The following is a 24566-nucleotide window of genomic DNA, read 5'->3' as shown; positions in this document are numbered from 1 at the left end:
TCTCTCTTGCGTATGCGCACCTGGCACGTTGGCTGTTCTGGCTACCACTATCGACACTGGAAAGGCGTATTCTACCCCGACAAGTTCCCGCAACGGCGCTGGTTCGAGTTCTACAGCCAGCACTTCCGCACGCTGGAATTGAACGTAACCTTTTACCGTTTTCCGCCGCTGTCGTTCATGGAAAGCTGGTATCAACAGAGCCCGCCCGACTTCCGGTTTTCGGTGAAAGCGCCCCGGCTGATTACGCACTACAAACAGTTTCACGACACCGCGCAGCTACTCGCCGATTTCTACGGCACGGCCCAGGAAGGGCTGCGCGAGAAGCTAGGCCCCGTGTTGTTTCAGCTGCCGCCGCGCTTCAGCTATTCTGAAGAACGCCTGGAGCGCATCAGTAGCAGCCTCGATCCAGCCTTCCAGAATGTAGTAGAGTTTCGGCACCCCAGTTGGTGGTTGGGGCACGTGTACCAGACACTAGCCCGGCACAACATCACCTTTGTGGGCCAAAGCCACCCCGCTCTACCCGATGAAGTGGTGACGAACACCGGGCTCGTGTACTACCGCTTTCATGGCGTGCCGGAGCTGTATAAATCGCCCTACTCCGAGGAGTTTCTGCGGCGGGTAGTGGGCGAAATTCAGGCAGCGCCGCACGTGCGCGAGGCCTACCTCTACTTCAACAACGACATCGACGCGTCGGCCATCGGCAATGCCCGGCAGATGCAGCAGCTTGTGGGGCGTGAAATGCGTTAGCTACACTTCCACACCAGCCACGCCACTACGGCCACCAGCAGCATCGAACCCAGTCGTAGCGCCAGGAACACCCAAGCCGGCAGCTCGGGGTCTTTCGGGATTTTGAACATGGCAGGGTAGTGTAGGAAGTGGAAACACAAAAAAATGTCATCCTGAGCTTGCAAAGGACCTGCTCACATTGAACAACGTCGTACTAACGGCTCGCTCTTACGTGAGAAGGTTCTTTGCTGCACTCAGGATGACAACGACTAAAAGGACTAAAACGTAACCGGGCCGGCAGGTTGAGTCAGCGTATGCAGCAGCCAATGAATATCGCGTAGTACTATAGGATCCGTAAGGGCTTCATCCTGCTCGAAGCGTAGCACCAGCGCGCCGGGGTAGGGCGGCTCGTCTTCGTCGGCGGGGGCCAGGGTGATGCGGGCCGTAGGGTGGCGTACCAGTGTAATGCGTGTCTCCGGCGCGGCCAGCAGCTGCGTCAACTGAGGCGCATCGTTGGTCTTGACCATAAAGGCATCGTCGATTTCGGGGTAGCCCAGCTGCGCGTCTTCCATGCCAAACAGCTTGCCGATTTCGTGCACCCAGTCCTGCTCGTGCAGGGCAAAGCGCAGGGTAGTGGCGGGCGGTACCAGCGCTGTAAGGGTGGTGAGGGCAGAGCCGCCCTCGAAGCCCCCGCCCAGGTCAATATCCAAGTGCAATACGGCTTCAAAATCGGGCAGCACGAGGCGAGCGGCATACTCCAGCAAGTCGGGCTGGCTAGCCATATCGGCGGCTACTTGCTGCCACAGAGCATCCTCAGAAGGGGCGGAAAACGTACGGATTTCTTGCATGATATGTGGAGACGAAAGCTATCCGCCGGTGTGGTCGGATAGGCATATGTACTGTGGGGCTGGCTTCAGGGTTGGCCCTGCCACGACACAACCCGGCTACCCGTGGCGCGTTATCGGATAGTATGAGCCGTGCTTTCACCAAAGAGGATGATTCCCTCGAAATCCCCATTATTCCGCCCCGTGCTGCCCTACCCCCCGGCACGCCCAACTACGTAACACCCCAGGGCCTGGAGCAGCTGCGCACCGAGCTGGCCGAGCTGGAAGCCGCCCGCACCCGCGCCGAGGCCAACCGCGACAACGACGCCGACCGTACCCGCCAGCTCACTCTCCTCAACGGCCAGTTGCAGGCCCTCAATGCCCGCATTGCCACGGCCAAAGTGGTAGACCCCCACCAGCAACCCGCCAACGAGGTGCGTTTTGGAGCTACTGTGCACCTACGTACGCGTAGCGGCGGCAAGCCCGGCACCGAGCGGCAGTTCACCATTGTGGGGGTAGACGAAGCCTCCGTGCCGGCCAATAAATTCGCGTTCATCGCGCCCATTGCGCGGGCCGTGCTGGGTGCGCAGTTGGGGCAAACCGTGAAGCTGCGCCTGGGGCCGAAGGAAGAAGAGGTGGAAGTAGTAAGTATTGCGTACCACTGAGTAGCAGGCGGTGGCTCCCAGCTAAAGGCGGGGCCAATAGTTTTGGTGTCCGAAGAGGTGGGCTGCAAGCAGGCAAAAAGATTTGCTGCCGCTTGCTGTGCTAAACTCAAGACAATACTTTATCATCGCATTATCCTATATATTTCAAGTAAGATATAGGTCAAGGCTGATTTACGTGGCACGTAAGATTCCTCGATAAACTTGGAACGGCACTTCAGCGGATTGCTAAACAGCTTCTACCTCACAAGACAGATGAAAAAAACCACAACCCTTCTTTTGCTGCTGTGCGTGTCTATGGCTACGGCTTTTGCGCAAATAGTTGATTCAAAAGTAGTTGAAAACGGAAGCAGCGGCCCCTACAAAGCCATTGCCGCCACAGAAGCATCCCTACCCAACTATGTGGTGTACCGGCCCAAGGATGTGAAGGCGGCCGCTAAAGCCGAGGGCAAACTGCCGATAATTGTGTTTGGCAATGGTGGTTGCTCCAACACCTCCATCACCCACGAAAAGGTGCTGTCTGAAATTGCCTCACGCGGCTACGTTATCGTCGCTATTGGGCCGCTAGCCAGAACACTCGCCCCAAAACCAACCTCCACGGAATCGTCGATGCTACTGGATGCGGTGACGTGGATAACGGCGCAGAGCAAAGACAAAAAGAGCGAGTACTATCAGCGCGTTGCTACTGATAAAATAGCCGCGATGGGGCAGTCCTGCGGCGGCGCTCAGACGCTATACGTTTCCTCCGACCCCCGAATCAAAACGTCTATCCTGTTCAATGCGGGTATTGGCAACATGACGATGGCCGGTGCCAGCAAAGCCTCCCTGCAACAGCTGCACGGCCCCATTGCCTACATCGTGGGTGGCCCTTCCGACATTGCGTATGCCAACGCCGAGCTGGACTACGACCGCATCGATACGGTGCCCGTTGCCTTGGCTACCCTCACTGCCAAAGGGCACATGGGTACGTTTGACGAGGCGTTTGGCGGGTCGTTTTCCCAGATGGCGCTGGCGTGGCTCGACTGGCAGCTAAAAGGCAAAAATAGCCGCTCAACCGTGTTCTTGGACAAAGACTTAGGGAAGTTTCCAGGATGGAGCGTGAAAGCCAAACGGTTTTAACACCGAGGCTATACACATCAGGAAATTAGCCCCGAAAACCGCCCAGCCAAACAGGTAGGGTAGCGAAGCCGCACACGCTTTCGCTAAGTGTAATATGCTTATCATAAATAAGATATATGAATAAAACGTACGTAGGCACCGCTTGTATCACGGCTTCGCTCTGGCTGCTGGGGTGCAGTACGCAGAAGCACGCCACGGCCGTGCCCGAGCAATTTCAGTACAAGACCAATCGGAAAACAGCGGGAACCAGCCCCGCAAAAATTGCTGGCATGGATTCGCTACTTCAGTCATTTGTTGCGCAGAAAAAGGTGAGCAGCGTTGCCGCTTTCGTTGCCAAAGACGGCCAAGTGGTGTACCACAAGGCGTTTGGCCAAAAAGACATAGAGCAGCAAACGCCGGCTACTGTGGATGACTACTACGTGCTGTTTTCGCAAACGAAAGCCGTGACAACCGTTGCGTTCATGACGCTTGTGGAGAAAGGCTTAGTTTCGGTAGATGATCCGGTCTCGAAATACTTTCCCCAAATCCCGGACAAGGTAGTAACGGCGGTGCATGAAGACGGCACCTACGAGACGCGCCCAGTGGCTCGCCCCATGACGTTTGCCCACCTCATGTCGCACTCGTCGGGGCTGAATGCGGGGCTGGTGGGCAAGATCCGGCAGGCTGAGCGCAAGGATTCGGACAAGCCCGCAGGTTTTGGCGGCGCCATGCCCACGATTACCCCCAATGGCCAGCACACCGGTGGCGGCAACATGCAGGCCAAGTACTTGGAGGAAGAGATGCTGGCGTTGGCCAAATATCCGCTGGGCTTCGACCCGGGCAGCGAGTGGAGCTATCATATCAGCACCAATATGCTGAGCTACCTGATTGAGCGCATTTCGGGCAAGCCCCTGCGCCAATACGTGAAGGAAACCGTGCTCGAACCGCTGGGCATGACCCGCACCGATTGGTACTACGAGCCCAGCAAGCTCAGCCGCTTCGTGAAAGCGTATAGCGCCGTGGATGGCAAGCTGGAGCCTGCCTCCAATATGTACAGCGAAGGAACCGTGAGCACAGAGCAGACCTACGCCGAGGGCGCCATCGGGCTGAACGGCCCGATTGAAGACTACGCTAAATTCTGCCAGATGCTGCTGAACAAGGGCGAGTTCAACGGCCACCGTATTCTGAAGCCGGAAACCATCGCGCAGATGACTACCATCAACCGGTTGCCGGAAAAAAATGCGGGTGGCAAAGGATTTCAGTTCGGCCTGGGGTTCGAGCTATACAACGCCCAAAAGAAACCCGCTCCGGAAGTCTCGAACACAGCCTTTGCCTGGGGCGGCCTGTTTGGCACCGACTATATCATTGACCCAGAAAACCACATGATAGCCTTGTTCTACCTGAACATGCCGCGTCATGAGCCGCTCTACCCGACGTTTCTCAATAAAGCATATAGGCTGTTCAAGTAGCACGGATGTTTATAATAGCAGCCGACGCGGGCGGGGCACCTCGCCCCCCGGCCCCCTCTCCTCGGGGAGAGGGGGAGCCCATCGTCAGGACAGGAGGTTGTGGGGGCAAGAAGGTAAGAAGAACTATTGCCTCCCTTGTACCCTCATGCCCTCTTTCCGCCGTGGCTCCCCCTCTCCCCGAGGAGAGGGGGCCGGGGGGTGAGGTGCCCACTAGAACGACCTAATATCCTTTCGACACATCCACGGGGTTTTCCAGCTCCTCTTGCGCTTGGAAGCGGCGCAGATTGCGCAGAAACTGGTCTACCTTGGCGTCGTTCTCGCCGGGCTGGTTGCCGCCGGTGTGCTGCGTGAGGATGACGTGAGGCATGGTCCAGAGCGGACTGTCGGCGGGTAGGGGCTCCTGGGCCGTCACGTCGAGCACGGCGCCAGCGAGGCGGTTGGCACGGAGGGCGGCAATCAGGGCGGGCTCGTCGGTGGTGTTGCCGCGGCCCACGCTGGCGTATACGCTGTGCGCGGGCATGGCTTCAATCAACTCGGCGGAGAAAAAGCCGTCGGCGCTGCCGGGCAGGCAGTTTATTACAATGTCGGTGTTGGGTAGGGCGGCGCGCAATTCGTCTTTGGAGTGTAGTTGCGCCCGTGGGTCGGTGCGGGCGAGTAGCTGCACGTGGCAGTTGAAGCCTGTGAGCTGCTGCTGCACGGCCTGCCCAATGGTGCCTGAGCCTAGGATAATCACGCGCTTCTCACGCAACAGCCCCAAGCGGCCCTGCCAGGAGCCGCGGTGCCACTCCTGGCGGCCTTGAAAGGCCAGTAGCTCGGGTAGGTGGCGGTAGTAGGCCAGCAGGCCGGCTACCATGGTTTCGGCGCAGGGCCAAGCAAAGTAGTCGCCCATGTTGGCTACGGGGTAGGCGGGGCGCAGGGCTTGGTAGCGCTCAAAGCCCGCCGAGTCTATCTGCCAGAATTGCAGGTTGTTGAGTTCATGCTCAGTGAACCAATCGGGCGGCGGGTTGCCCAGCAGCAGCTCGGCCTTTTGGAAGGCCGCAGCTTCTTCAGACTTATCTAGTTGGGTGCGAAATACCGCGTGGATATCGGTGGGAAGTTGGTCGATAAGGCGCTGACGCTCGGGCTCGGTGAGCGGGGTGTAAACGAAAAGCTGCATGGAGAAAAGAAGGGTGGTGGAAGGTCTTCTAACGAAAATCTGCCTAAAACATCTGACCAAAGCAACTACTTTACCTGTAAACAACCCCGTAATCCGATGGCAGAAGCTTCTGACTTCCCTTTTGACGTTGAGCAGATCAACCGCCTGCTGCACGAGCGGCGCAGCATGCAGCCCGTGCAGTTTGCGCCGGACCGCATCATCCCCGACGAAATAATTCAGCAACTACTGGAAAACGCCAACTGGGCGCCTACCCACAAGCGCACCGAGCCGTGGCGCTTTGTGGTGTTCAGCGGTGCCGGATTGCAGAAGTTAGCCACCTTCCAGAGCGAAACCTACAAGCAACACGCCGGCGAGAAGTTTCAGCAGGCCAAATACGAAAAGCTGGCCCAAATGCCGCTGCTGTCGTCGCACGCCATTGCCATTGGCCTAAAGCGCACCGACGAAGTGCCCGAGGTAGAGGAGGTAGAAGCTGTGGCCTGCGCCGTGCAAAACCTACACCTCACGGCCACTGCCTATGGCCTAGCCGGTTTCTGGGGTAGCGGCGGCGTCACCTACATCGAAGAAGCCAAGGCCTTCTTCGGCCTGGCACCCACTGACCGTCTGCTGGGCATTTTCTGGCTGGGCTACCCCAAAGAAGGAGCCACCGCCCGCAGCACCCGCAAGCCCATAGCCGAAAAGGTGACCTGGGTGACGGAATAGGTATTTTGTCTTACCAAATTGTCTGTCATCCTGAGCTTGCGAAGGACCTTATGCCCGCAGAACGACAAGCGTAACAACGACTCGTTCACACGTGAGAAGGTCCTTCGCAAGCTCAGGATGACAGACGATTTGGGACGACAGTAAAAACAAAAGGCCCCAACTACCTCAAGGTAGCCGGGGCCTTTTCTGTTACGAAAGCGCAACTAGTCTTTCTTATACTCTTTGTAGCGCTTAGGATCGGTCTTTTTATCCTTTTTGCGGCCCACAGCACCACCGGCTACCGTACCAGCGGCACCACCAATAATAGCGCCTTTGGTGCCGCCTAGTAGGGCCCCGCCCACTACGCCAGCACCACCACCAATGGCGGCACCCTTGGCCTTTTTACTCCAGCCTTTCTTTGGCTTGTCCTGCGCTTGCGCGGTGGAAATAGTGGTACCTAAGAGGGCAAACACCAGCAGGCTGGCAAGGAAGAATTTGAAGAATTTCATGGTCGTTGAAGTCAAGTTAGAAATGGGTGTTTCCAGAGGCTTAAACGACCAAATAAACCGGGTGGTTGCGCTCCTAACGGAGGAGCTTAGCCGATACGCTGGTGTTCGTCATTTGCACAGGTTTGATAGAGCCATCGGTGTTGAACTCCATACGGTCGATGCAAGTAACGCGGTGGTTGCCGTCGGTTTCGCCCAGTGGGCGGCGGTGGTATACGATGTACCACTCGTCTTTGCCTGGCACCTGCATCACGGAGTGGTGCCCCGCACCGGTGGCAATAGAGGGGTCCTGCTGCAAAATCTTGCCTACCCGTTGGAACGGCCCAAACGGCGAGTCGGCCACGGCGTAGGCCACCGAGTAGTCGGGGCCGGTCCAGCCGCCTTCCGACCACATGAAGTAGTACTTGTTGTTGCGCACGAACATGAACGGCCCTTCTACATATTGCTGGGGTGTGATTTCGCGGAACGTGGTGCCATCCTCAAATGGCACAAATCCCGTGAAGTCGTTCTTCAGCTTGGCGATGTTGCAGTGCCGCCAACCGCCGTAAATCAGGTAGTGCTGTCCGTCTTTGGGGTCTTTGAATACAAACTGATCAATGGGTTGCGCGCCGTTGTGAAATTTGTCTACCAATGGCTTGCCCAGGTAGTCCTTGAATGGCCCGCCCGGCTTATCGGCCACGGCCACGCCGATGCCGCCGCGCGTCTGGTCGTTCTGGATGTCGTTGGCCCCAAAGAACAAATAGTACCGTTTGTCCTTTTCGATGATGGCGGGCGCCCACATAGCCATTTTGGCCCATTTCACGCGGGCAGTGTCCAGAATGGCGTGGTGCTTGGTCCACGTCACGAGGTCAGGAGAGGAGAAGGCATCAAAGAAAACCTGCTCTTTATACTTGGCCGAGTAGGTAGGATACACCCAATATTGCTTCTGAAAAATAGCGCCTTCCGGGTCGGCGTACCAGCCTGGGAAGATGGGGTTGCCGGCGCGCTGATCGGGCTTCTGCTGCGTACTGCTGGCCTTAGGTTTCTTGGCCGTCTTGGTTTTCTGGGCAAACGACGGACCGCCCAATAGGAGCAGGCAGACGGGAAGCAGGTATTTTTTCATGGATACAAGAATAGAGTAGGTTGGCGGCTCAAGATACGCTTTCGAGGGAAAGAAGCGTGTATCAGGCAAAAAGCTGCATGTAGATGAAGCTAAACAGCAGAAAAGAACAAAACGTCAAAAAGCCAAACGTCATGCTGAGCTTGCCAAAGCCTCTCGCGTGCTGATGTTGGATACTATCTTTCATCAGCACGCGAGATGCTTCGGCAAGCTCAGCATGACGTTCAAGTGTCAGCATGCGAGATGCTTCGGCAAGCTCAGCATGACGGTCTGGTGCGCCTGCCAAGCAGGGCGCAAAACCTACTTCACGTTAGCCGCGCCTACCTCGTCTCCGCTTTGGGTAGACGCGGGCGTGGGGTTTTTTACGTACTTATCCAGCCAGCTATCCATTTCCCACAGCATGTGCAGAATGTTTTCGCGGGCGGCGTAGCTGTGGGCCTCGAAAGGCAGCACCACGTAGCGCACGGTGGCACCGTGGCCCTTCAGCGCGTTGTAGAACCGCTCGCTTTGCAGCGGAAACGTGCCCGAGTTGTTGTCGGCCTCGCCGTGAATCAGCAAAATCGGCGTCTTGATTTTATCGGCGTAGTTGAAGGGCGACATGGCCTGGTACACCTCCGGGGCCTGCCAGTAGGTGCGCTCCTCGGCCTGAAAACCGAAGGGCGTGAGCGTGCGGTTGTATGCCCCGCTGCGCGCAATACCCGCTTTAAACAGGTTGCTGTGCGCCAGCAGGTTGGCGGTCATAAAGGCGCCGTAGCTATGGCCCATCACAGCCACGCGCTTGGGGTCTACCACGCCCAGGCGGGCGCCCTCGTCGATGGCGGCTTTGGCCGAAGCCACCAGCTGCTCGGTGTAGGTATCGTTGGGCTCTTTGGTGCCCTCACCCACAATCGGAATGCTCACGCCTTGCATCACGGCATAGCCCTGCGTCACCCAAAATACCGGCGACGACCACCCGAACCGCGTGAACGTGTAGGGTGAGCCGCTCACCTGCCCGGCGTCGTTCTTGTCTTTGTACTCGCGGGGGTAGGCCTCCATCAGGGTAGGCAGGGGGCCATCTTCCTTTTTGTAGTTGGGCGGCAGGTAGAGGTTAGCCGTGAGGGACACGCCATCGGGGCGCTTGTATTGTAGCACCTGCTTTTTCAGGGAGCCGATGGTGGCGTAGGGGTTCGGGAAGCTAGTAAGCGGCACCAAGCGGCTATTCTGGCGCAGGTAGTAGTTGGGCGGCTGCGTAGCCGACTCGCGCCGGGTCACAAACTCGTGGCGGTCGGCATCCAGCATGGCCACGGGCACCTCGTAGTAGGGTGCCGCCGAGCGCCACCAGCGCTCCGTTTGGTGGGTTTTGATGTTCATCTGATCCACGAAAGGCCGGTCGCCCTCCGGCGAACTGCCCTGTCCTAGGAGGTAGATGGCGTCGCCGCCTTTGCCGGTAAACAGCACGGGGTAGCCGGCCGCGTTACGGTGCTGGGCAGGCGTGCCGGGGTCGTGGTAGGTGTCTTGCGAAGAATGATCGAATAGCACCGTGGGCGTAACCGTGGGGGCGCTGGGGTTCACTATCCAGGTCATTTCCTTGCGGTCGGCCCAGCGGTAACCATTGGCCAGGGCCAGAGTGTTGGTGCCCCACTGCATGCCACGGTAGCGCAGAGGTAGCTCGGCCAGCAGCTGCGTGGTGCCATCAAAAGGTGCCGCCAGCATAAATACTTTGTCGTGCACTGCCACGTCTTTTTTCAGGTTGCCGCCGTCCTGGGCCTCTGCCCAGTATAGGGTAGCGGGTGCATCGGCGCGCCAATTGTGGCCGCGTGGCCCCACAGGCACCGCATCGAAGGCAATGGGCACATTGTCGGCCAGGGGCAAGTCAACGAGCCGTTTGGCCAGGGTGCCGTCGATGTTCAGTACGTCTACCCGCTGCGGGAAGCTGCTCACCGGCAAGGTGTAGGAGTAGGGCCGGTGGCGGGTTTTCACTAGCACAAACCGGCCATCGGGCGAGGGCTTGGCCGACTCGATAATGCCCGGTGAGCCCAGCGGCTGCATCCGGCCGGTTACATCTACCTTCACTACCTGCGCCGTGGCGTAGTAATCAAAGAGGCGTTCGTCGGCGGGGTTTTTCAACAAGTCCTGGTAGGTGCGGGCCGCTGCCTTGCGGCCCGTGTTTTCCTGTACAATGGGACCGGTGGGGGCCACGTTGGTGGCGGGCGCCTCGCCCCGGCCGCCTACCACCGCCGTCGCCAGCAGCGACTTGCTGTCGGGCGTCCAAGTATAGGAGTCGCCGAAGGCGCTGTTCAGGAACAGGTTGGGCACCAGGCGAGCCGAGGCCGCGGCTACATCCACCAACCACAGCTCCACGTGCTTGTCGGTGGTGTTGGTGAAAGCAATTTTGGTGTTGTCCGGCGACCAGCCTACCTCGCTGATGCGAGCCGTTTTGGGCAAGCCCTGCACCAGTAGCTCTTTGCCATCGGGCAGGCGCTTGAGGCGCAGGGTAGTGGAGTAGCTCACGCGGCTGGGGCCATTGGTGCGCGGGTTCAGGCGCAGGCCGGCAATGCGCAGCTCCGGCTGCGACAGCTCCTCAATGGTGGGCATGTCCTGCACATCCATCATCAGCATCCACTGCCCGTTGGAGGCAAAGCTAACGCGGGGCGTGGGGGCTGCCTCCACCAGATCTACAATGGCCTTGGGGGGCTGCTGGTAGGGAGCGTTCTGGGCCGCCACCGTGAGGGTGCAGCACACAAAAGCCAGACTGGGGAGTATGGGTAGTTTCATAGCAGGTTGAAAGCAGGAAAGGAAGAAAAGCCAACGGCGAATCTACTAAGCGAAAAAGCTGCCGAAGACATTATAGGCTTGGTAAAGATAGAAACACTGACGCTACTCTCTATTTCTTTTTTGCGGAAAGGCTTCTGCCTGAGCCCCTAACCAGGGTAGGAGCCAGCGCCAGGTAGGCAATGTTGCCGCGAGGCGCGTATGTTCAGGCTATGAAAGAGCTGCTTCTTACCCCCGAAAGCTTCCGTCTGGATGGCCGCCTGTGGCTGCAAGGCCCCACCGACCGGTTTATGGGCATTGGCCGACTGGAGCTGCTGGGCCACATCGCCGAAACCGGCTCTATTTCCAAAGCGGCACAGGCCATGAGCATGTCCTACAAGAAAGCCTGGGACTTGGTAAACTCTATGAATGCGCAGGTGAACACGCCGCTGGTAAGCACCCAAACCGGCGGCTCGCATGGGGGAGGCGCTGTGCTCACGCCAGCCGGCCGGCAGGTGTTGGAAGCATTTAGTGCCGCGCAGGAGCGCTTTCAGGAGTTTATTCGTCAGGAAACCGAACGGCTATTGGGGTAGAGGCTGGTAGCTAGCCGCAACAAGCATATTCAGTGAAGAAAAAACGGAAGCGCACGAAGCGCTAAACATTCGCGCCAGTCAAGCGTTATGTTCAACAGAATATAACGCTTTCTATGCACCCAACTGGCTACCCCCTCCAGCCTACTTCACGCCGCCGTAGTGTCTGCCTTGGCTTGTTGCTGCTGGTGCCAGGCGTGGCGCTGACTCAAACGCGCCCTACCCCTGCCCCAGCCGATACCGCCCGCAAGGCTTCCATTATACTCGGCGAGGTGGTGGTAGCGGCCTCCAAGGTGCAAGAGAGCATCCTGAAGTCGCCGGTGACGGTGGAGAAGCTAGGGCTGCGGGAGTTGCGCCTCACGCCCGCACCGTCGTTTTTTGACGCCATTGAGTACGTGAAGGGCGTGCAGGTGATTACGCCCAGCCTGGGGTTCAAAGTGATAAATGCTCGCGGCTTCACCAATACCACCAACGTGCGCTTTGTGCAACTGGTAGATGGCATGGACAACCAGGCCCCGCACCTGGGTGCGCCCATCGGCAACGCCATGGGGCCGAGCGATTTGGATGTTGAGAGTGTGGAGATTGTGCCTGGCACGGCCGCCGCGCTCTACGGGCTGAACGCCATCAATGGCCTGGCTAATTTTGCCACCCGCAACCCGTTCACGTCCGAGGGCCTGAGCGTGCAACAGAAAACCGGCCTCAACCACGTGAGTGACCGGAGCACGGGCGTGCATCCCTACTCCGAAACCAGCTTGCGCTACGCCAAAGTGCTGGTGGCCGATAAGTTGGCGTTCAAAATAAACGCTACCTACCTGCGCGGCTACGACTGGATTGCTGACAACTACACCGACATTAACCCCAACGGCAACGCCACCACGGGCTTGTTTGGAGTCGACAACCCGTCCAAAGACCCCGTGAGCAGCTACGGCAACGAGTCGTCGGACCGCGCGAACCTGACGCTGGGGGGCAAAACCTACCAGGTGGCCCGCACCGGCTACCGGGAAAAAGACGTGACGAGCTACGATCTGCAAACCATCAAAACCGATGGGGCGCTGCACTACAAGCTCAACAGTCGCACCGAGTTGGCTTACACCTACCGCTTCAGCAGCATTGACAATATCTATCAGCGCAGCAACCGCTTCCGGCTGCAGGACTACCGCTTGCAGCAGCACGGCTTGTCGCTGACAAGTCCCGTGGTGCAGGCGCGGGCCTACCTCACCCGCGAGAACACCGGCAAGAGCTACAATCTGCGCTCGATGGGCGAAAACCTGGAACGCAGCTACAAGCCCGATGCCGACTGGAACCAGGACTATACCGCCGCCTGGAACGCCGCTACCCAAGCTGGCCAAACCGTAGCCCAGGCCCACGCCACCGCCCGCACCGCCGCCGATGCGGGTAAGCTGCAACCGGGCACGCCCGAGTTCAAAGACCGCCTGCGCCACTTGCAGAACATCAACAACTGGGACCAGGGCGCGGCCCTGCGCGTGCAGTCCGACCTGATTCATGCCGAGGGCCAGGTGAACGTGGCCGAAGCGCTGCGCCGCCCCAACGGCAGCTTCCCGCAGTGGCTGGACCTACTGGCCGGCGCCGACCACCGCACCTACGTGGTGGTGCCCGACGGCAATTATTTCCGCAACCCCGAGCCCGGCAAAGACCCCCTCGGCGACAACCTGGTATATGCCAAAACGGGAGGCTTCGTGCAGGTAGGCGCGCATTTGTGGCAGGATAAACTCCGCCTCACCGCCACCGGCCGCGCCGATAAAAACGACTACTTTTCTACCCGCTTCAATCCGCGCCTCACGGCCGTATACTCGCCTACCCAGCGGCACAACTTCCGGCTGAGCTACCAGAGCGGCTACCGCTTCCCGAGCTTATTTGAGGGTTTTTCCAACGTGAACAGCGGGCAGGTGCAGCGCGTGGGTGGCTTGCGGGTGATGTCGGATGGGGTGTTTGAGAACAGCTACCTGCGCACCAGCATCGACGCCTTCAACGCTGCCGTGACGCGTGGCGTGAATACGGGCGGGCTGAGCCGCGCCCAGGCCATTCGGCAAAACCAGGGCGTGTTGCAGCAGAACACCTACACCTACCTCAAACCTGAGTACATCAAGTCGTTGGAGCTAGGCTACAAGGCGGCGCTGCTGCCGGAGGGTAGGCTGCTGGTGGATGTTGATTTCTACTACAACTCCTACCGTGACTTTATTGCGCAGGTGGAAGCCTACGTGCCCATCACCAGCGCGGGCGAGGTCATTACCGCTACCGGTACCAACCTCAACAGCATTGCCACCGCCCTGAGTGCCCGCGCCGGCCAGAGCCGCTACCGCCTCTGGACCAACTCCAAAAGCCAGGTGTACAACTACGGCGGTAGCGCCGGCGTGCGCTACTCTTTCCTGCAAGGCTACCAAGCCGGCGCCAACGCTACGTACGCCCGCCTCGACCGCACCACCAACAGCGACGGCCTGGAAGACGGCTTCAACACCCCGCGCTGGGCCTACAACCTGAGCCTGGGCAACGAAAGCGTGTACAAGAACTTCGGTTTTGGCCTGAACTACCACTGGCAGGACCGCTACTACTCCCAAACCTTCCTGGTAAACGGCTACGTGCCCGCCTTCAGCAGCCTCGACGCGCAGGTGAGCTACGCCCTACCCAAGCCCCAGCTCAACTTCAAACTGGGTGCTACCAACGTGCTGAACAAGTATTATTACTCCTTCCTGGGCGGCCCCAGCGTGGGCGGGCTGTACTACCTCACGGTCACGTATCAGGTGTGGTAGAAGCTGCACGGTGTAGAGACGCATATTTGCGTCTCGTCATTGAACGGTCGGGACTGCTCATGGCTACGCACGGTTATAACAGCATCAGCAACGGCGAGACGCAAGTATGCGTCTCTACATCTATACTGCTTCCGAAACTGCGTTAGCCAGACCAAATAGCTTCTTAGCGGGTAGGGCTAGCCAATCCGGATCAGCCACGTATCCTGCTGCGGTACGGGGTGCAGGGCGCCGGGAATAAACTCCAGCACGGTATGCGGCTGCACGAGCTGCCGCACGTAGTGTTCGGGCTGAAACGCGGCAAAGTTGCGGTGCCCTTCCGGCACGCGCCCCCATACCACTAGCTCCCCCGCGTCAAACTGTTGCTGCTCGGGTGCGCTCAGGCGGTAGCGAAAGGCGCGGCCGTGAGTGGTGAACAGCACCACGCCGCCCGGCCGCACCACGCGGGTCAGCTCGGTCCACCAAGCCCGGTGCGCCGCCGCCGAGAGGTGGGTAAAAATGGAGACGGCATACAGCGCATCCACGGCCGCCGCGGAGTAGGGCAGGGGCGGTTGCAGCTGGTTGCGGGTGAACTCGATACCGGGCAGGTGCTGCTTGCACCAGGCAATGGAAGCGGGATTATAGTCGGTGCCGAACAGGGTGGCGCCGGGGAGCAACTGGGGTAGGTGCCGAATCAGGCGGCCGGGTCCGCAGCCCCACTCCAGCACGCGTGCCTGGTCCAGCGACAGGTGCTGGCTCAGCAACCGCACCACCCACTCGCTGCTCTGGCGGCCGCCGTGCCAATAGCGGTGGTAATCCAGGCCAAACGATTCGTACATGAGGTAGTCGGGCGGCAGTGTTACGTGGGGGTGCAGGCAGCGGAAGCGCTGGTTGCGGCGGCGGTTGCGCCAGGCGGTCCAGCGGTACTTAGCGTAGTGCGCGGGCAGCAGCAGGCCCAGCGCCCTGAGCAAGCGAGAGGGTAGTTCTGTCAACATTGCTTCAAGATGTTGAAAAAGCCGCACTCCGCTCAGGCAGTTCCTCTCCAAACACCGCTACAAATGGCCGGACGGCGCTACCTTGCGTCCTCGGCCACTCTATTTTCTATGTCTGCCAACATTGCCCCCTGGAAAACCCTGCAATCGGAAATCGTCTTCGACCACAAATGGTACATCCTCCGCCGCGACCACGTGGAGCTGCCCAACGGCCAGGTGCTCGACGACTATTTCGTGAGCGTGCGGCCTAACGTAGTGCTGATTTTTCCGCTGACGGATGATGACCAGGTGCTGTTTGTGCGCCAGTACAAGCACGCCGCCGCCGAGATTCTGCTGGAGCTACCCGGCGGCGTGGTAGACGCCCACGAGACGGAGCCGCTGAAAGCCGCCGCCCGCGAGCTGGTAGAAGAAACCGGCTACGCTGGCGACCTGGAGCTACTTTCCGAAGTCATCGACAACCCCACCAAAGACACCAACCGCATTTACTTCTACCTGGCCCGCCACGCCCGCCAGGTAGCCGAGCAGCACCTCGACCCCACCGAAAACATTGAGGTAGTGCGCGTGCCGCTGGCTGAAGTAGAGGGCATGGTGCTGCGCAACGAAATCAAAGTTTCCGGCTCGGTGGCGCTGTGCCTGCTGGCATTGCGGAAGTTGGGTAGGTAGACACTGGGGGCGTTGGCTACGGAGGAAGCAAGTACGCGACTCTTTTTACTGTAACGTGGTTGCATTAAAAATTCGCTGCTTACCTTTGTGCTTCATCTATTCCTCACGTGTAGCTTTTGGTGCGAGTTTGCCGACATACGCTGGTAGCCTGGTGGCTGCTGTTGCTGCTCGGGCGTATTCTGACGCCCGAGGCCGCTGTGCTCGGCCTGCACGGACACGCGCACACCACAGTGGAGCCGGCGTGTTTGCCTGCTCATAAAGTCAGCGGCAAAACGTTTCTGACTGCTCGGCACCAACACTGTGCCGTGGAGCAGTTCTACAATGCGCCCCTGCAACTGGCGGGCACTTCGCTGGTATTATTGCCTTGGTATGCGCCTCTATACCGCCGCTACGCGCCTTTGGCTACGGTAGGGTCCTTGTTTTGCGCGTGGCGCAAAGCCGCGCTACGCGGTCCGCCGGCCGGACTATCATTGTCAGTGGCCTACCTCGGGTAGGGGCTATTGTGCCACGTATCTGAATAGTCCTGGCTCGTTGGCCAGAGCGGTTTCGTGTTTATTTGTCGCACAACCCTTATAGGTCGCGTCTTATCACGAGGGGAGCAGCACAAAGGCACAAACTACTTCGTGCTACTGGTTACTGATGCTGAACGCACGCTTGGCGTGCGTTGCCTCCGCTTTCACGCCTTTGCGTAGTACCCTGATAAACGGACACCTACTTGCTAGTTTGTTGCAGGTGGTGATGCTTGTTGTTGCCCGCTTGTGGCGATAGTCGCGAATTTCCCTCCCTTTAATTTTCATGCAAATAGCCACGTGCCCGTGGCTGGCCTAGCCGTGCGCGGTAGGTTCTTGGCATTTTTATGCGACAACTTCTCCTCTTCTTTTTTGGATTCCTACCCCTACTGGCATCGGCGCAGCAGCAAGGGCAGATTACGGGCCGCGTGCTGAGTGCCGATGGTAATGGGCTTGAAGGCATTTCGGTGGTGGAAACCACTGGGCGCTTTATGGCGCTTACCGACGCGCAAGGCCGCTTTTCGCTCGACCAACTGCCGCTAGAACAAATCACCCTCATCACGCGCAGCCTCAACTTCAGTGAGGAGCGCCGCACGGTGCTGCTCACGGCCGAGGCGCCCCGCGCTACTGTCGAAATCCGGCTGAATGCCAGCTCCAATGCCTTGCAGGAAGTGGAGGTACTGGGCCGCAAGGAAACGACCTACAAGAGCGACTACAGCTTTGTGGGCACGCGCACGGCCACGGCCCTCATCGATGTGCCGCAGTCGATTTCAACCGTCACGAAGGAGCTGATGGACGACCGGCAGGTGTTTCGCCTCACCGATGTGGTGCGCAACGTGGCCGGCGTGGCGCAATACTCGCACTACGACGACTTTACCGTGCGGGGCTTCCGCAACGGCTACGAAAGCGGATTCCGGCTGCTGAACGGGTTGCGCTCGGGCTTCAGCTACGGCAACTCGTTTACGCAGGCGCCGCTTACGGTGAACCTGGAGCGGGTGGAGGTGCTGAAAGGCCCCGGCGCGGCGCTGTTTGGCGACATCAATCCCGGCGGCACCATCAACATGGTGACCAAAAAACCGCTGGCTGAGGCGCGCAAGGCCGTGACGTTTTCTACGGGTAGCTTTAATACCACGCGGGCCACGGCCGACTTCACTGGCCCACTCAACGAGCAGAAAAATGTGCTCTACCGCTTTAATGCGGGCTACGAAAAGACCAACACCTTCCGCGACGTGAACGACACCAAATCGTTGATGCTGGCGCCTACCGTCACGTTCCTGGTGTCGGACAAGACCACGCTGAACGCCGAGCTGGTGTACACCCACATCAACGGCTACTTAGACCGCGGCCTACCCATCCGGGCCAACGACCTGTACGGCACTCCGCGCTCCTTGACGCTGAGCCAGCCCAGCGACTATTTCCGCACCAACACCTACTACCTGAACGCCTCGCTCACGCACAAATTCACGGATTGGCTGACGCTGAGCGCGTCCTACCTCGATTTCACCTACAACGAAAACCTGAGCGAGCACCGCACCCTGAACAGCTTTGCCGATGCGCCCGCCAATACGGTGGTGAACCTGCGCTACTTTGACCGCCGCGCCGAGGAGTACACCAAAAACCTCTCGACGTACTTTTCGCTGAACCGCAACACGGGCGCCATTGCCCACAAAGTGGTACTCGGGGCCGATTATATCCGCTTCAATACTGACAAGCAGAGCACCATGTTTGAGGCCCGGCAGAAGCTGGTGAACGGCGTGGCGACCCCGCTGACCTTCGACCTGAAAAGCCCGCTCTACGAAATCCAGGACCCGACCAAGTACGTGCGCCGGCCGCTGCCGCAGTTCTTCGTCGACTACATCAACTCGGTGTACCACACGGTGGGCATCTACGCGCAGGACCAGCTGGAAGTGACGCCGCGCCTGGGGGTGCTGCTGGGCGTGCGCTACGAGCTATTTGCCGACGAGCGCGACTACGGCGACGGCTCTACCACCATTCCGCAGCGCCGCTTGCTGCCCCGCGCCGGCCTCACCTACTCCCTGCTCGACAACCTGAACTACTTCGCCAGCTACAGCTCCGGCTTCCGGCCGCTGAAACCCGAGTACATCCGCTTTCCGGAGCGCTACGGACGGAGCTCGGCTTTCAGCCCCGAAACCAGCTACCAGCTCGAAACGGGTTTGAAAGGCGAGTTTTTCGACAAGGCGCTGTTTGGGACGGTGGCCGTGTATCAGATTGTGAAGCGCAACCAGCTGGTCGCCACCAACGGCCTCACAGCCGAGGGCGGGCAGGTGTATCGCCAAAACGGCATGGCCCGCTCGCGCGGCGCCGAAGTAGAGCTAACCGGCAACGTGCTACCCAACCTGAGCCTGAACCTGAACTACGCCTTCAACCACACCGAAGTGCTGGACGCCGATTTGCGGGCCGAAGACGGGCAGCCGCTCGCCAATGCGCCCAAGCACATGGGCGGCGTGTGGGCCAAGTACACCTTCACGACACCCATCCTGCGCGGCTTTGGGGTAGGGGTAGGGGGCAACCACGTAGGCCATCGTCGCTTCGAAAACCAGGTGAAAGCGGTGGGTACCGGCGAGGAATATTGGGCGCAGTGGCCCAGCTATACCGTGGCTGATGTGGCGCTGTTCTACACCATCAACAAGTTCAACTTCCACGTGAACCTGAACAACGTGTTCGACAAATACTACTTCGTGGGGGGCTACGATTTCTTCCGCGCCAGCCCCGGCGCGCCCCGCAATTTCATGACCACGATAGGGTATACATTTTAGAAGCTAGAAGTTGAGAAATCAGAAGCTAGAACTAGCTCCCCTCCTTTTTTAAATGTCGCGCATCAAGCGAGTGTGGGGTAGGGGGTGGTAAAACCCGTTGAACGACAACTAAAAACTAGCTCTAGCATCGTCCAGACGACCTATTACCACCCCCGCCCCTCCTTAAAAAAGGAGGGGAGCTAGTTCTAGCTTCTAGCTCTAAAACATAAAACAACCTACATGACCTACCTCCTCGAAGCCAAAGACCTCCGCAAGCAGTATGCTGATAAGCTGGCCCTGCGCGGGCTGAACTTGCAGATTGAAGCGGGCGAAGTGTTCTGCCTGCTGGGCCAGAACGGCGCCGGCAAGAGCACCACCATCAACCTGTTTCTGGGGTTTATTGAGCCCACGGCTGGTGCTGCCTACCTCAACGGGCTGGAAGTGGCCGCCAATTCGCTCAAAATCAAGCAGTACCTGGCCTACATTCCCGAAAACGTGATGCTCTACCCCCACCTGACGGGGCTGGAGAATCTGGCGCTGTTTAGCAGCCTGGCGGGTTTTTCTTACAAAGAAAGTGAGCTGCTGGCCTACCTGGACCAGGCCGGCCTGCCCGCCGAGGCCGTGCGGCGGCGCGTGGGCACCTACTCCAAGGGCATGCGCCAGAAGGTAGGCATTGCCATTGCCGTGGCCAAGCACGCCAAGGTGCTGCTGCTCGACGAGCCTACCTCCGGCCTCGACCCCAAAGCCAGCAACGAGTTTTCGGAGCTGCTGCGCCAGTTGAGCCAGCAGGGCACGGCCGTGTTCATGGCCACCCACGACATCTTCCGGGCCAAGGAGGTAGGCACGCGGGTAGGCATCATGCGTGAGGGCGAGCTGGTGGACGTGCGCCCCACAGCCGCGCTGAACGCCAACGAGTTGGAGCAGCTCTACCTCACCTACATGCAGTAGGCTGTTTTTTGAGCGGATGGCTATGAGTCAGCCATCCGCTCAAAATCTGTTTGAGTTAGCGAAGAAGGTAGTCGGAACGGTGTAGAGACGCAACCTTGCGTCTCGTGGTTGAACGACATTGACCACGCGGCGCGGACGACGAGACGCAAGGTTGCGTCTTTACACCGGGTAGATTTTGGCCATCTGGCGCGGACGACGAGACGCAAGTATGCGTCTCTACACCGGGCAGTATGTACCCCAAATAGTCTCTAAAAGCATCATTTCATGATACAAAGCATTGCCCAAAAGGAATTTATAAGCACCCTGCGTGACCGGCGTTTTGTGGTGTTGAGCGGGCTGCTGCTGGCCTTGCTGCTAGCGGCCACGCTGGTAGGGCGGGGCAGCTACCGCACCTTGCAGCACGAGCGGATGGTGGCCCAGCAAACCGTCAACGAACAGTTTCATAACCAGCCCAACCGCCACCCGCACCGGGTAGCGCACTACGGCTCGTTTGCCTTCCGGCCGCGCGCGGGGCTGAGCTTCCTCGATGCGGGCCTGGACTCGTTTACCGGGGCGTCGGTGTTTCTGGAAGCGCACCAGCAAAACAGCGTCAACTTCAGCCAGGCGCAGCAGTCAGGCTCGCTCATCCGGTTCGGGGAGCTGACAGTGGCGTTTGTGCTGCAAGTGCTGGTGCCGTTGCTGATTGTATTCCTGTGTTTCAGCGCCTTCACCGAGGAGCGCGAAACAGGCACGCTGAAGCTGCTTTTGAGTCAGGGCGTGTCGATGCGGCGGGTGGCGTGGGGCAAGATTGCGGGCTACGGCCGCGCCGTGGCCCTGGTGGTAGGGCCGGCGCTGGCGCTGGCCGCGTGGCTGCTGTTTGGGGAGGAAGAATTTGCCCACAACCCCGATGTATGGGTGCGGCTGGCCCTATTTGTGGCGGGCTACGCGGTGTATTTTTTCCTGTGGATTGTGGGCGCGGTGGTGGTATCGGCGCGGCAGCGGCACGCCCGCTCGGCGCTGGTGCTGCTGTTGGGTTGCTGGATGCTGGGCTGCATTATCCTGCCCAAAGCCACCGCCAACCTGGGTGCTACCTTGTTCCCTACCATCACCAAAGCCCAGATGGATGCCGATGTGCACGAAGCCGCCCAGAAAGGCATCAACGGCCACGACCCGCAGGACCAGCGCTCCGCTGCTCTCAAAGCTAATCTGCTAAAACAGTACGGCGTCGATTCTGAAGAAAAGCTACCCGTGAGCGTAGGGGGGCTGGTAATGGCCGAAAGCGAAGCCTACACCAGCAAGGTGTACCAGCAGCATTTTGCCGACCTCACGCGCACCTACGAGCGCCAAAACGCCATTTCCAACTGGGCCGGACTGCTGAACCCTTACCAGGCCATCCGGCCTTTGTCGATGGGCCTGGCCGGCTCCGATTTTGCTCATTACGTGCACTTCCAGCAGGCCGCCGAAAGCTACCGCTACCAGCTGGTGCAGCGCCTCAACGGCTTGCAGGCCAGTATGGGCTACGGCGATAAGGAGCGCAAACTCGACGCTGCCACTTGGCAGGCCATTCCCACCTTCGCCTACCAAGCGCCGCCCGTGGGCTGGGCGCTGGGCTACCTGCTGCTGCCCGCGTTGGCCCTGCTGCTGTGGGCCGTGGGCCTGAGCTGGCTGGGGCTGAAACTGATTGACAACACTCCTGTGGTATAGACTGATGAAGATATTCTGGATTCTGGTACAATACGAATGGCGGCACTTCCGGGCCGCGAAAGGCCTCGTGGTGCTCACGGGGCTGGTGCTGCTGGTGGGACTCTACGGCATCTACTACGGCACCACCGAGCTAGCCCGGCAGCGCCAGCATTTGGCCGAACTGCCCGCCCTGGCCCGCCACAACGTGGAGGAGCTGAAAACCAAGTTTCCCGAGCCCGCCGACGCCGGCGAAATTGGGTACTACCACACCACCTTTGCCGTGCACCACCCGCTGCCGTGGGCTGGCCTCTCGCTGGGTCAGCGCGACGTGAACCCCTACTATGTGAAGCTGCGCCTGCTGGGCTTACAAGGCCAGCTGTACGCCGCCGAAAACGTGAATCCCACCAAAATGCTCAGCGGCAACTTCGACCTGGCTTTCGTGCTGGTCTACCTGTTTCCGCTGCTGATTATTGCCTTGTGCTTTAACCTGTTGTCGAGCGAGCGGGAGCAGGGGATTCTGCCGCTGTTGCTGGCGCAGCCAGTATCGGCCGGCGTGGTGGTAGGGGCCAAGCTCACGTTTCGGGTAGGGCTGGTGCTTGGTCTGGCGTGGCTGTTATCGGCGGTGGCGATGGGGTGGGCGCGGGTGCCGCTGGATGGCAGGGTAGGGCTGTGGCTGGCCCTGGTGACGGTGTACTGTTTGTTTTGGTTTGGGGTGGCATTCATCGTCACGGCGTGGCAGCGGCCGTCGGCGTTCAACGCGGTGGCGCTGGTGGGCGTGTGGCTGTTGCTGCTGGTGCTGGTACCAGGCCTGCTGAACGTGTACGTAGCCGCGAAGCGCCCCGTACCCCAGGGCATCGAGCTGACGGTGAAGCAGCGCGAGCAAATCCACGGCGGCTGGGACAAGCCCAAGGCCGAAACCATGAACCGCTTTTTCGCCCTCTACCCGCAGTGGCGCGATACAGCTACCATTAAGGAGCGGTTTGTATGGCGCTGGTACTACGCCTTCCAGCACCTCGGCGACCAGTCGGTGCAGCCCCTGGCTGCGGCCTACTCCACCGGCCTGCGCCAGCGCTACGAGTTGGTCGAAACGCTCAACTGGCTCTCACCCGCCATCAACGTGCAAACCAGCCTCAACGCCCTGGCCGGCTCCGATTTGCCTACCCACCTAGCGTTTCAGCAAAGCGTGGTGCGCTACCACGATGCGCTACGGGCGTACTACTACCCCTTTCTGTTCAACAAAACTCCTTTCGCCCACGCCGACTACGCCCGCGAGCCTACCCACACATTCACCAGCACCTCCGAAACCCCCACGGCCGTGCAGGGCCTGTGGAAGCTGCTGCTAAGTACAGGGGTAGTAGGTACCGTTGGCCTGCTGCTATTCCGGGCGCGGCCCATACAGCCGCGCTAGCGTTTCTCTGACAGATTATGCCCTTGACGCCTGCCGGTCCGACGCCGTAGGCGTCCGACCGGTTGCCGTTGCTGACGTTCGCGCCGGAGGGTAGGCGTCAGCACGAAGCTCGTTCAACGGCAACCGGTCGGACGCCTACGGCGTCGGACCGGCAGGCGTCCGCACGAAGCCTGTTCAACGGCATACGGCACACAATTCACGTTTACCCCACACCATGCTTACCCGAACCCTCTTCTTTCTGCTGACTTTTCTGACTGTATTGTTCAACGTTGCTGCTGCCCCGGTAAATCCATTTGTCTTTCACAATCAAACGATTAAAGCCGGTACGAAACAACAACTTCTGCTACCCATCACAGATGGCAAGGACAGCACCGTGTTACCCGTCACGGTGTTTCATGGCGCCAAGAAAGGGCCGGTGCTGGGCGTTGTAGCCGGCGTGCACGGCTACGAATATCCGCCCATTGTGGCCGTTCAGCAATTTGCGCAAACCCTGGATCCTACCCAGCTAAGTGGTACTGTGCTCCTGGTGCACGTGGCCAACGTACCCGGCTTTTTGGGACGCCGCCTCAACGTTAATCCCCTCGACGAAAAAAATCTAAATCGCATATTCCCCGGCAAAGCCGACGGTTCCATTACCGAGCGCATGGCTTGGATGCTCAGCAACGACATTATTGCCCGCTGCCACTATTTCGTTGATGTGCACGCCGGCGACGCCAACGAAAACCTGCGTCCTTACGCCGGGTACTACAACTACTTCGATGCGCCCAAATTGTCGGAACAAGGCCGGCAGATGGCGGTGGCCTTGGGCTTTCCCTACGTGGTGCAGTTCGGCAACGAGCCTACCCTTGCGGGGCAACCAGCCCGGTATTGCTCCCGTGAGGCCATTGTACGCGGCATTCCGGCCGCCGATATTGAGTGCGGCCGCCTGGGTATGGCCGAGGCTGAAAACGTAACGCTAATCAAGCAGGCCTTGCACAACCTGCTGGTGCATTTGCGCATAACCGAAGGCACGCCGTCAACGAATCATCCTTACCTCATCAAGCAGCGTACCTCCGTCGAGAGCGAGCATACCGGGTTCTTCTACCCAGAGGTGAAAGCCGGCGAGTTCATTGCCAAAGGCCGTAAGCTGGGGCATATCACCGATTTGTTTGGCAATCCGGTGGCCGATGTGGTAGCGCCCGTGCAGGGTGTGGTGCTATATATGAGCAGTACGCCGCCCGTTAGCAAAGGGCAGGAGCTATTCAGTATTGGGCACATAGAGTAAGTGCAACAGTAAAACGTCCTTTCGAAGCAGGGAGAAAACTCGCGCGCCACGGTAATTCCTTTACGATTGGATTACCGTGGCG

The 24566-nt window shown here is 59.4% G+C and carries 21 protein-coding genes; 14 read left to right on the top strand and 7 right to left on the bottom strand.

The window, feature by feature from the left end:
• Positions 1–12: 12 nt before the first annotated feature.
• Positions 13–747, top strand: coding sequence for a DUF72 domain-containing protein (locus H8B15_RS20180; RefSeq protein ID WP_187321453.1), 735 nt, complete (start codon positions 13–15; stop codon positions 745–747).
• A gap of 257 nt (positions 748–1004) precedes the next feature.
• Here the strand turns inward: H8B15_RS20180 and H8B15_RS20170 are convergent, their stop codons facing one another.
• Positions 1005–1574, bottom strand: a complete 570-nt coding sequence (locus tag H8B15_RS20170; RefSeq protein WP_187321452.1) for a hypothetical protein — start codon at positions 1572–1574, stop codon at positions 1005–1007.
• A 122-nt stretch (positions 1575–1696) separates the two neighbouring features.
• Between H8B15_RS20170 and H8B15_RS20165 the strand changes: the two genes are divergently transcribed.
• The 3 genes from H8B15_RS20165 to H8B15_RS20155 all read left to right on the top strand — a co-directional run bounded on the left by H8B15_RS20165 (position 1697) and on the right by H8B15_RS20155 (position 4779).
• Positions 1697–2215 (top strand): GreA/GreB family elongation factor, encoded by a 519-nt coding sequence (locus tag H8B15_RS20165; protein ID WP_187321451.1) that lies wholly within the window; start codon positions 1697–1699, stop codon positions 2213–2215.
• Positions 2216–2467: 252 nt separating this feature from the next.
• Positions 2468–3331, top strand: coding sequence for a poly(ethylene terephthalate) hydrolase family protein (locus H8B15_RS20160; protein WP_187321450.1), 864 nt, complete (start codon positions 2468–2470; stop codon positions 3329–3331).
• Positions 3332–3447: 116 nt separating this feature from the next.
• Positions 3448–4779 carry a serine hydrolase domain-containing protein gene (locus H8B15_RS20155; RefSeq protein ID WP_187321449.1) on the top strand — a complete coding sequence of 444 codons (1332 nt, stop codon included), beginning with the start codon at positions 3448–3450 and terminating at the stop codon, positions 4777–4779.
• 220 nt (positions 4780–4999) lie between these two features.
• Here H8B15_RS20155 and H8B15_RS20150 read toward each other — a convergent pair whose 3' ends face one another.
• Complete coding sequence (locus tag H8B15_RS20150; RefSeq protein WP_187321448.1) at positions 5000–5935, bottom strand: D-2-hydroxyacid dehydrogenase; 936 nt, start codon at positions 5933–5935, stop codon at positions 5000–5002.
• Positions 5936–6031: 96 nt separating this feature from the next.
• Here H8B15_RS20150 and H8B15_RS20145 point away from each other — a divergent pair, with 96 nt between their 5' ends.
• Positions 6032–6634 (top strand): nitroreductase family protein, encoded by a 603-nt coding sequence (locus tag H8B15_RS20145; protein ID WP_187321447.1) that lies wholly within the window; start codon positions 6032–6034, stop codon positions 6632–6634.
• 203 nt (positions 6635–6837) lie between these two features.
• On the opposite strand, the gene H8B15_RS20140 is transcribed toward H8B15_RS20145, so the two are convergent.
• From H8B15_RS20140 to H8B15_RS20125, 4 genes are all read right to left on the bottom strand, one after another.
• Positions 6838–7122 (bottom strand): YMGG-like glycine zipper-containing protein, encoded by a 285-nt coding sequence (locus H8B15_RS20140; RefSeq protein WP_187321446.1) that lies wholly within the window; start codon positions 7120–7122, stop codon positions 6838–6840.
• Positions 7123–7195: 73 nt separating this feature from the next.
• Positions 7196–8221: a glycoside hydrolase family 43 protein gene (locus tag H8B15_RS20135; protein WP_187321445.1), complete on the bottom strand. Its 1026-nt coding sequence runs from the start codon at positions 8219–8221 to the stop codon at positions 7196–7198.
• A 61-nt stretch (positions 8222–8282) separates the two neighbouring features.
• The gene (locus H8B15_RS20130; RefSeq protein ID WP_187321444.1) at positions 8283–8456 is read right to left on the bottom strand and encodes a hypothetical protein; all 174 of its coding nucleotides are present in this window, start codon (positions 8454–8456) and stop codon (positions 8283–8285) included.
• A 62-nt stretch (positions 8457–8518) separates the two neighbouring features.
• Positions 8519–10972 carry a prolyl oligopeptidase family serine peptidase gene (locus H8B15_RS20125; protein ID WP_187321443.1) on the bottom strand — a complete coding sequence of 818 codons (2454 nt, stop codon included), beginning with the start codon at positions 10970–10972 and terminating at the stop codon, positions 8519–8521.
• Positions 10973–11181: 209 nt separating this feature from the next.
• On the opposite strand from H8B15_RS20125, the gene H8B15_RS20120 reads away from it, so the two are divergent.
• Positions 11182–11541, top strand: a complete 360-nt coding sequence (locus H8B15_RS20120) for a winged helix-turn-helix domain-containing protein (protein WP_187321442.1) — start codon at positions 11182–11184, stop codon at positions 11539–11541.
• Between the two features lie 113 nt (positions 11542–11654).
• The gene (locus tag H8B15_RS20115; protein WP_216859222.1) at positions 11655–14306 is read left to right on the top strand and encodes a TonB-dependent receptor; all 2652 of its coding nucleotides are present in this window, start codon (positions 11655–11657) and stop codon (positions 14304–14306) included.
• Positions 14307–14482: 176 nt separating this feature from the next.
• Here H8B15_RS20115 and H8B15_RS20110 read toward each other — a convergent pair whose 3' ends face one another.
• Positions 14483–15277 (bottom strand): class I SAM-dependent methyltransferase, encoded by a 795-nt coding sequence (locus H8B15_RS20110; protein ID WP_187321441.1) that lies wholly within the window; start codon positions 15275–15277, stop codon positions 14483–14485.
• A gap of 108 nt (positions 15278–15385) precedes the next feature.
• On the opposite strand from H8B15_RS20110, the gene H8B15_RS20105 reads away from it, so the two are divergent.
• The 7 genes from H8B15_RS20105 (at position 15386) to H8B15_RS20075 (ending at position 24484) form a co-directional block, all read left to right on the top strand.
• A complete protein-coding gene (locus H8B15_RS20105; RefSeq protein WP_187321440.1) occupies positions 15386–15937 on the top strand; it encodes an NUDIX hydrolase in 552 nt (183 codons plus the stop codon).
• Positions 15938–16056: 119 nt separating this feature from the next.
• Positions 16057–16431 (top strand): hypothetical protein, encoded by a 375-nt coding sequence (locus tag H8B15_RS20100; protein ID WP_187321439.1) that lies wholly within the window; start codon positions 16057–16059, stop codon positions 16429–16431.
• Between the two features lie 362 nt (positions 16432–16793).
• Positions 16794–19223, top strand: a complete 2430-nt coding sequence (locus H8B15_RS20095; RefSeq protein WP_187321438.1) for a TonB-dependent receptor — start codon at positions 16794–16796, stop codon at positions 19221–19223.
• A gap of 219 nt (positions 19224–19442) precedes the next feature.
• Positions 19443–20150, top strand: coding sequence for an ABC transporter ATP-binding protein (locus H8B15_RS20090; RefSeq protein WP_187321437.1), 708 nt, complete (start codon positions 19443–19445; stop codon positions 20148–20150).
• Between the two features lie 264 nt (positions 20151–20414).
• A complete protein-coding gene (locus tag H8B15_RS20085; RefSeq protein WP_187321436.1) occupies positions 20415–21833 on the top strand; it encodes an ABC transporter permease in 1419 nt (472 codons plus the stop codon).
• Between the two features lie 4 nt (positions 21834–21837).
• Positions 21838–23220: an ABC transporter permease gene (locus H8B15_RS20080; protein WP_187321435.1), complete on the top strand. Its 1383-nt coding sequence runs from the start codon at positions 21838–21840 to the stop codon at positions 23218–23220.
• Positions 23221–23434: 214 nt separating this feature from the next.
• Positions 23435–24484, top strand: coding sequence for a succinylglutamate desuccinylase/aspartoacylase family protein (locus tag H8B15_RS20075; RefSeq protein WP_187321434.1), 1050 nt, complete (start codon positions 23435–23437; stop codon positions 24482–24484).
• Positions 24485–24566: the final 82 nt, after the last annotated feature.

It is taken from the genome of Hymenobacter citatus (assembly GCF_014333615.1).
GTDB lineage: Bacteria > Bacteroidota > Bacteroidia > Cytophagales > Hymenobacteraceae > Hymenobacter > Hymenobacter citatus.
The sequence above is the reverse complement of the archived record's forward strand: the minus strand, read 5'-3'. Positions and strand labels throughout refer to the sequence as shown.

Excerpts from the sequence above, each read along its gene's own strand:
- H8B15_RS20145 (WP_187321447.1), top strand. The coding sequence starts at position 6,032 with ATGGCAGAAGCTTCTGACTTCCCTTTTGACGTTGAGCAGATCAACCGC.
- H8B15_RS20125 (WP_187321443.1), bottom strand. The coding sequence starts at position 10,972 with ATGAAACTACCCATACTCCCCAGTCTGGCTTTTGTGTGCTGCACCCTC.
- H8B15_RS20135 (WP_187321445.1), bottom strand. The coding sequence starts at position 8,221 with ATGAAAAAATACCTGCTTCCCGTCTGCCTGCTCCTATTGGGCGGTCCG.
- H8B15_RS20160 (WP_187321450.1), top strand. The coding sequence starts at position 2,468 with ATGAAAAAAACCACAACCCTTCTTTTGCTGCTGTGCGTGTCTATGGCT.
- H8B15_RS20110 (WP_187321441.1), bottom strand. The coding sequence starts at position 15,277 with ATGTTGACAGAACTACCCTCTCGCTTGCTCAGGGCGCTGGGCCTGCTG.
- H8B15_RS20170 (WP_187321452.1), bottom strand. The coding sequence starts at position 1,574 with ATGCAAGAAATCCGTACGTTTTCCGCCCCTTCTGAGGATGCTCTGTGG.
- H8B15_RS20140 (WP_187321446.1), bottom strand. The coding sequence starts at position 7,122 with ATGAAATTCTTCAAATTCTTCCTTGCCAGCCTGCTGGTGTTTGCCCTC.
- H8B15_RS20165 (WP_187321451.1), top strand. The coding sequence starts at position 1,697 with ATGAGCCGTGCTTTCACCAAAGAGGATGATTCCCTCGAAATCCCCATT.
- H8B15_RS20075 (WP_187321434.1), top strand. The coding sequence starts at position 23,435 with ATGCTTACCCGAACCCTCTTCTTTCTGCTGACTTTTCTGACTGTATTG.
- H8B15_RS20180 (WP_187321453.1), top strand. The coding sequence starts at position 13 with ATGCGCACCTGGCACGTTGGCTGTTCTGGCTACCACTATCGACACTGG.
- H8B15_RS20130 (WP_187321444.1), bottom strand. The coding sequence starts at position 8,456 with ATGCTGACACTTGAACGTCATGCTGAGCTTGCCGAAGCATCTCGCGTG.
- H8B15_RS20085 (WP_187321436.1), top strand. The coding sequence starts at position 20,415 with ATGATACAAAGCATTGCCCAAAAGGAATTTATAAGCACCCTGCGTGAC.
- H8B15_RS20155 (WP_187321449.1), top strand. The coding sequence starts at position 3,448 with ATGAATAAAACGTACGTAGGCACCGCTTGTATCACGGCTTCGCTCTGG.
- H8B15_RS20095 (WP_187321438.1), top strand. The coding sequence starts at position 16,794 with ATGCGACAACTTCTCCTCTTCTTTTTTGGATTCCTACCCCTACTGGCA.
- H8B15_RS20105 (WP_187321440.1), top strand. The coding sequence starts at position 15,386 with ATGTCTGCCAACATTGCCCCCTGGAAAACCCTGCAATCGGAAATCGTC.
- H8B15_RS20080 (WP_187321435.1), top strand. The coding sequence starts at position 21,838 with ATGAAGATATTCTGGATTCTGGTACAATACGAATGGCGGCACTTCCGG.
- H8B15_RS20090 (WP_187321437.1), top strand. The coding sequence starts at position 19,443 with ATGACCTACCTCCTCGAAGCCAAAGACCTCCGCAAGCAGTATGCTGAT.
- H8B15_RS20150 (WP_187321448.1), bottom strand. The coding sequence starts at position 5,935 with ATGCAGCTTTTCGTTTACACCCCGCTCACCGAGCCCGAGCGTCAGCGC.
- H8B15_RS20120 (WP_187321442.1), top strand. The coding sequence starts at position 11,182 with ATGAAAGAGCTGCTTCTTACCCCCGAAAGCTTCCGTCTGGATGGCCGC.
- H8B15_RS20115 (WP_216859222.1), top strand. The coding sequence starts at position 11,655 with ATGCACCCAACTGGCTACCCCCTCCAGCCTACTTCACGCCGCCGTAGT.